This window comes from Streptomyces sp. NPDC005141, from assembly GCF_053599975.1.
Genome location: NZ_JBSFYW010000134.1, coordinates 1 through 5350 on the forward strand (window position 1 = coordinate 1; position 5350 = coordinate 5350).

5 protein-coding genes and 1 pseudogene are annotated in these 5350 nt (G+C 71.1%); 4 read left to right on the forward strand and 2 right to left on the reverse strand.

The genetic code is table 11. The features are described from left to right. On the reverse strand, positions 1-202 hold a 202-nt coding region (locus ACWD68_RS41460; protein WP_451811649.1), incomplete at its 3' end, for a helix-turn-helix domain-containing protein. Positions 203-360: 158 nt separating this feature from the next. Here ACWD68_RS41460 and ACWD68_RS41465 point away from each other — a divergent pair. The 4 genes from ACWD68_RS41465 to ACWD68_RS41480 all read left to right on the forward strand — a co-directional run bounded on the left by ACWD68_RS41465 (position 361) and on the right by ACWD68_RS41480 (position 5057). Next, complete coding sequence (locus tag ACWD68_RS41465) at positions 361-1875, forward strand: glutamine synthetase family protein (RefSeq protein WP_451811650.1); 1515 nt, start codon at positions 361-363, stop codon at positions 1873-1875. A gap of 114 nt (positions 1876-1989) precedes the next feature. Beyond that, complete coding sequence (locus ACWD68_RS41470) at positions 1990-2784, forward strand: DUF3050 domain-containing protein (protein ID WP_451811651.1); 795 nt, start codon at positions 1990-1992, stop codon at positions 2782-2784. A gap of 30 nt (positions 2785-2814) precedes the next feature. Next, positions 2815-3150, forward strand: a complete 336-nt coding sequence (locus ACWD68_RS41475) for a 4Fe-4S dicluster-binding protein (RefSeq protein ID WP_451811652.1) — start codon at positions 2815-2817, stop codon at positions 3148-3150. Beyond that, positions 3147-5057, forward strand: coding sequence for a hypothetical protein (locus tag ACWD68_RS41480; protein ID WP_451811653.1), 1911 nt, complete (start codon positions 3147-3149; stop codon positions 5055-5057). Before ACWD68_RS41475 ends, ACWD68_RS41480 begins: the two co-directional genes overlap by 4 nt. A gap of 210 nt (positions 5058-5267) precedes the next feature. Here ACWD68_RS41480 and ACWD68_RS41485 read toward each other — a convergent pair. Further along, positions 5268-5350 (reverse strand): annotated as a pseudogene (locus ACWD68_RS41485) (response regulator); the annotation flags it as partial.

Sequence of the window (5350 nt, forward strand, 5' to 3'; positions counted from 1 at the left end):
CGGTCTTCTTCCACTTGGTCAGTGCGGCGGACGACTGCCCATAGGACATCCGGCGCTGCTCGCCGGTCCAGGCCCGCGTGCGCTCCTGAAGCGCCCTGTTGTACACGAAGCGGACGCAGCCGAACGTACGCGACAACTCAGCCGCCTGCTCACCCGAGGGGTAAAAACGGTACCTGAACGCCCGCTTGACCTGCCGCTCCACGCCCCACACCCTATCGACTTCCGCGTGAGCAAAGGGTGTCGACCGGTAGCCGGCGGACAGCGCATGGCCCTGACGGCGATCCGTCCTCTTCTGCCCTGCTCCGCAGGAGTCCGATTCCTCCCCGGCCTGAAGGCCGGGGTATCCAGGGAGGTAACCCGATGACCATGGTTTCCAGGTCGTGGTCCCTGCACGGCGGCGAGAGCGGCGTCGGCCGTCCCTCGTTCGTCGCCGAGTTCGGGCTCTGGGACGACCGGCAGGCCGCCGCGGCCGAGCAGGTCCAACTGCAGCTGGAGGAGGTCGATCTCGTGCGGGTCGTGTTCTGCGACCCGCACGGACTGGCCCGGTCCAAGACGGTGCCCGCGGACGTGTTCCGTACGGTGCTGCGCAACGGCATGGACTTCAGCGCCGGGCCGTTCCTCTTCGACACCGGCCACGCGGTGGCCGTCGACTTCCTCGCCGACGCCGGGGTGGGGGTCGGTGAACTGCTCGGCGCGGGCGACTTCGTCCTGGTGCCCGATCCGCGCACCTTCCAGGTGCTGCCCAAGGCCGGGCCGCGGACCGCCTGGGTGCTGGGCGACGAGTACCTGCGCGACGGCACGCCGCACCCGCTGTCCGCCCGCGGCGTGCTGCGCCGGGTCTGCGCCGAGTACGCCCGCAACGAGCTGTCCCCGGTCATCGGTCTCGAGGTCGAGTGGTACCTCACTCGCCTGACCGGCGGCCCGGTGGGCAACGCGGGCAACGGTTTCGGCCTGCAGGGACCGGCCCCCGAGGTGGAGGCGGTCAACCCCGGCTACCAGTTCAATCTCGACAGCGCCTACGACTCGGTCGCCGAGGTCGCCGACCCGCTGGCCGCGATGCTCATGCAACTGGGCCTGCCGCTGCGCTCGTTCGAGCACGAGTCGGGTCCCGGGCAGCTGGAGACGACGTTCAATCCGATGCTGGCGCTGGACGCCGCCGACGCGATGCTGTTGTTCCGCACCCAGCTCAAGCAGGAGTGCAGGCGGCGCGGCTACCACGCCTCGTTCATGACCCTGCCGCGCCTGGCGAGCTTCGACCCCAGCGGCTGGCACCTGCACCAGTCCGTCACCAGCGCGAAGACGGGCCTCAACCTGTTCGCCGAGGGCGACGGCCTGCAGGACGCGATCTCCGCCGAGGGCCGGGCCTACATCGCGGGCCTGCTGGCGCGTGCGCGGGAGTTCAGTCTGCTGTCCGTCCCGACCGTCAACGGCTACCGGCGCCTGGCCCCGGAGTTCACGCTCGCCCCGACCGCCGTCGACTGGAGGTTCGAGGACCGCAGCGCCCTGATCCGGGTCCTGAGCGGCGGCAGTTCCACCCACGTCGAGAACCGCATCGGCGAGCCGTGCGCCAACCCCTACCTGGCCATCGCCTCCCAGCTGCACGCCGGCCTCGAAGGGCTGCTCGCCGGCCCCGAAGCCGGCCGCGGGGCCCCGGACCCTGCCCCGCTGCCCCGGACCCTGCGCGAGGCGCTGGAGTCCTTCCGCGCGAGCGAGAGCGCCGAGCGGCTGCTCGGTGCGCCGCTCGCCTCCTGCCTGGCGAAGCTCAAGGAGAGCGAGGCCACCCGGTTCGAGGCCTGGTGCGCTGCCGGGCCCGAGACGAGCACCGCGGACGGTGTCACCGCGTGGGAGCACCGCGAGTACTTCGGTGCCTTCTAAAGGCAGTCCCGCACTGAACCGGACCGCATACCGAACCGGACCGCATACCGAACCAGACCACCGCTTCCGAACCAGACCTCTCCGAACCAGACCCCAAGAAAAGGGAGTTGACACATGTCACGGTACGAATGGGATGGGACCAACCCGGCCGTCGAGACGCTCAAGGAGGCCGTCGAGCCGTCCCGCCAGAAGGTTCTCGGCCACCCGGTCTACCACCAGCTGAACAGCGTGGACGCGGTCGTCACGTTCATGGAGCACCACGTGTTCGCGGTGTGGGACTTCATGTCCCTGCTCAAGTCCCTGCAGCGCCGGCTGACCTGCGTCGAGGTGCCGTGGCTGCCGTCCGCCGCCACCGGCAGCCGCCGGCTCATCAACGACATCGTCCTGGTCGAGGAGAGCGACGAGCTCGGCGAGGGCTTCATCAGCCACTTCGAGCTGTACCTCGACGGCATGCGCCAGTCGGGCGCGGACACCACGCGCATCGACACCTTCCTCGCCCTGCTGCGCCAGGGGCGTCCGGTCCCGGCCGCGCTCGATGAGGCGGGCGTGCCGCGGTCGGTTACCGAATTCGTGGGCACGACCTGGGAGTTCATCGAGCACTCCCCCGTGCACTGCCAGGCCGCGGCGTTCGCGTTCGGCCGCGAGGACCTGATCCCCGACATGTTCGACCAGGTCGCCGCGCTCAACGCCGGCCACGGTTCGCTGTCCACGTTCGTCGACTACCTGCGGCGGCACATCCAGGTGGACGCCGAGGAGCACACGCCGATGGCGATGCAGATGCTCGCCGACCTGTGCGGCGACGACGCCGCCAAGTGGGCCGAGTGCCAGGAGACCGTCGACCGCGCGCTCGCGGCCAGGACGGTTCTGTGGAACGGCATTTCGGACGCGATATCCGAGCGCTCCCGCTGACGGGCCATCACTGGTGAGGGTGAGCACAGCATGCCAAGGCTAAAAGACACTCCTTCCACCGCCGCCTCCAAGCGCACCGAGCGGATCGGGCGGCAGTCCCGCGACGAGAACTGGAAGAAACCGCCGCGCCGTATCGAGACGTCGGAATGCATCACCTGTGACACGTGCCTGCGCAGCTGCCCGCCGGAGTTCGGGGCGATCTTCGACGACGGGCTCAACGTCGTGATCGTTCCCGAGCTGTGCTCGGGCTGCCCGGTGTGCGTGATGGTCTGCCCCGTCGACTGCATCTATGTGGACGAGGAGTGGACCGCAACCGAGGCCCGCATGTGGGACCACGTCGGCCTGACGGCCAGGGGCCCGGCATGACGGCGCCCGCCGAGGGGGACGGCACGCTCACCCGCAGGGCGGCGCTGGCCAGGGCGCGGCAGAGCCGCAGGCCCAGCAGGCTCGGCCGGCCCGCCGGTGCCACCGGCGGGCCGGACCGCCCGACCGAGCGGGACGCCGGGTTCCCGGCCCTGCTCCGGGCGGTCTGGGAGCAGGCGCGTGCCGCGCCGGACCTGGCCACGGCCGTGGACACACTGCTGACGCTCGCCGGGCACGTCCCGGCGGACATCCAGCTGCGGGCGCTGGACGTCGAGGCCGAGACCGCGCTGAAGATCCTGGCCGGCCGGTCCTGGCGGGACGAGGGCGGCGGCACCGGCCGGGCCGGCGACGACGCCGGCACCGCTTTTCTCGGCGAGATCGGGCTGGACACGAGCGGCCGGGTCGTCGTCCGGGTTCCCTCCCAGGGCCCGCTGAACACGCAGGCCGACCTGGTCGACGGCGTGCTGCGGGTGCCGTGGTCCGAGCAGGACCTCGCCGGCTACCGGGCCGAACTGGCCCGGGCCGCCGGCCGGTGGCAGGAGTCGGCGGCCGACTGCCGCCGGTGGCTGGCGCAGGCGGGCGCGGAGGGCCGCACCGCCCTGCTGGAGGACCTGGTCGAGGCGGCGCTGCGGACCGCGCCGTTCATCCTCTACGCCGGAAAGCGCCGGTACACCAACTTCCGCGGCCCCAACACCCTGACGGGCAAGACGCTGCCGCCGGGGCACCCCGACTGCGCGCTGAGCAGTCTGGCCGGGCTGCCGCTGGAGCTGTGGTCGGACAGCGACGTGCTGCTGGTGGTCTGCCTGACGCTGCTGGTGCGCTCGGCCGGGTACGCCCGCATCGAGGAGGCGAACGGCACCCAGCTCACGCTGGACCACGTCGCCCTGCTCCTGGAGCGCACCCGCACGGCCTACAACGCGGCCTCTCCCGCGCTGGACCCGGTGCCGGAACCGGCCTCGCGCACGGTGGCCGCGCTGGGTGAGCTCGCCGGGGCGCTGGCCGCGCGGCGCCGGGACCTCATGGGGTCCGTGCAGCTCTACCGCGAGATCTACGGCCCGCTGATGCACAAGATCGAGCGGGTCGCCGGTCCCCTCAAGAGCGACGCCGAACGGCTGGAGGCGGAGCTGTGCGCGCGCCTGCGCGAGCGGCTGCCCGTCACCGGTGACACCCTGGCCGAACTGGCCGCGGGTCTTGAGGCCTCGCCGGGCTGGCTGGCCGGCGCGCACGGCGCGTTCGGCACGGGGCTGGAGTCCCTGGTGTACGAGACGGTGTGCGCGGCGACGGTGGTCTTCGACGCCGACTTCGCGATGAGCCGCGGGATGCGGTCGCTGCCGGCGCTGATCGCGGCGCTGCGCGCGGGGGCGTATCCCGAGATCGCCGGCTGGGAGATCCCGCACTTCTTCTGCTGTGTGGTGCCCTCGCCGGACGCCGTGCGGCTGTTCGGCGGTTCGGCGGGCCGGCTGGCCGACACGGCGTGGGCCATCTCCTCGCGGATGCAGTACAACTCCTGGCACTTCCTGGTCGGCAACCTGCCCAAGGTCCCCGAGATCGCGGCACGTGACCACTTCGTGCCGCCGGCGATCCCGGACATCGCGTACTACTCGGATCAGCACCACAACGGCCATGTCGCGGCCAAAGTGCGCTTCACCGTCCGCAGTCCGCAGGCGGTGAAGGTGCTGGGGCAGAGGTTCAACGGGTTCATGGACCTGCGGCTGCTGCGCTGCGAGGGGCTGCCGTTCGACGAGCAGGACCTGCTGGCGGCGCACCGCACCTCCGCGTTCATCGCGGGGGCCACGACCCTGGCGGCCGGCCTGGCCGAGGCCGGCACACCCGTCGAGGTCACCGCGTTCGACTCGGCGTGGCACTGGAACGAGGTCGCCGGAAAGCCGGACGGCACGCAGGCCTTTTGATCCTCCCCCAGCTAAAGCAGGGGGATTCCTGGCTCACGCTGCCTGCGGGTCAGCGACCCCATCAGGTCTTCCGCGATCAACACCAACCGGGTTGAAATCAGCCCGGTTTGACACAGCAAAGCTTGAACGTGCATGTGCTGTCTTGGCTCTCGATCAGCACGGTGTGCGAACGGACGGCAGTGTCGGCGGCGGGCCCAAGGAAAACGGAGCCGCGATCTCCCCCTCCAGCGCCTTCAGCTCCGCGAACCGGGACACGGCCATCTCGATCGCCGGCACCACGTCACTCTTGCTGA

Bases quoted from the DNA above. Each gene is read 5' to 3' on its own strand.
- ACWD68_RS41465 (WP_451811650.1), top strand. From the start codon at position 361: ATGACCATGGTTTCCAGGTCGTGGTCCCTGCACGGCGGCGAGAGCGGC.
- ACWD68_RS41470 (WP_451811651.1), top strand. From the start codon at position 1,990: ATGTCACGGTACGAATGGGATGGGACCAACCCGGCCGTCGAGACGCTC.
- ACWD68_RS41475 (WP_451811652.1), top strand. From the start codon at position 2,815: ATGCCAAGGCTAAAAGACACTCCTTCCACCGCCGCCTCCAAGCGCACC.
- ACWD68_RS41480 (WP_451811653.1), top strand. From the start codon at position 3,147: ATGACGGCGCCCGCCGAGGGGGACGGCACGCTCACCCGCAGGGCGGCG.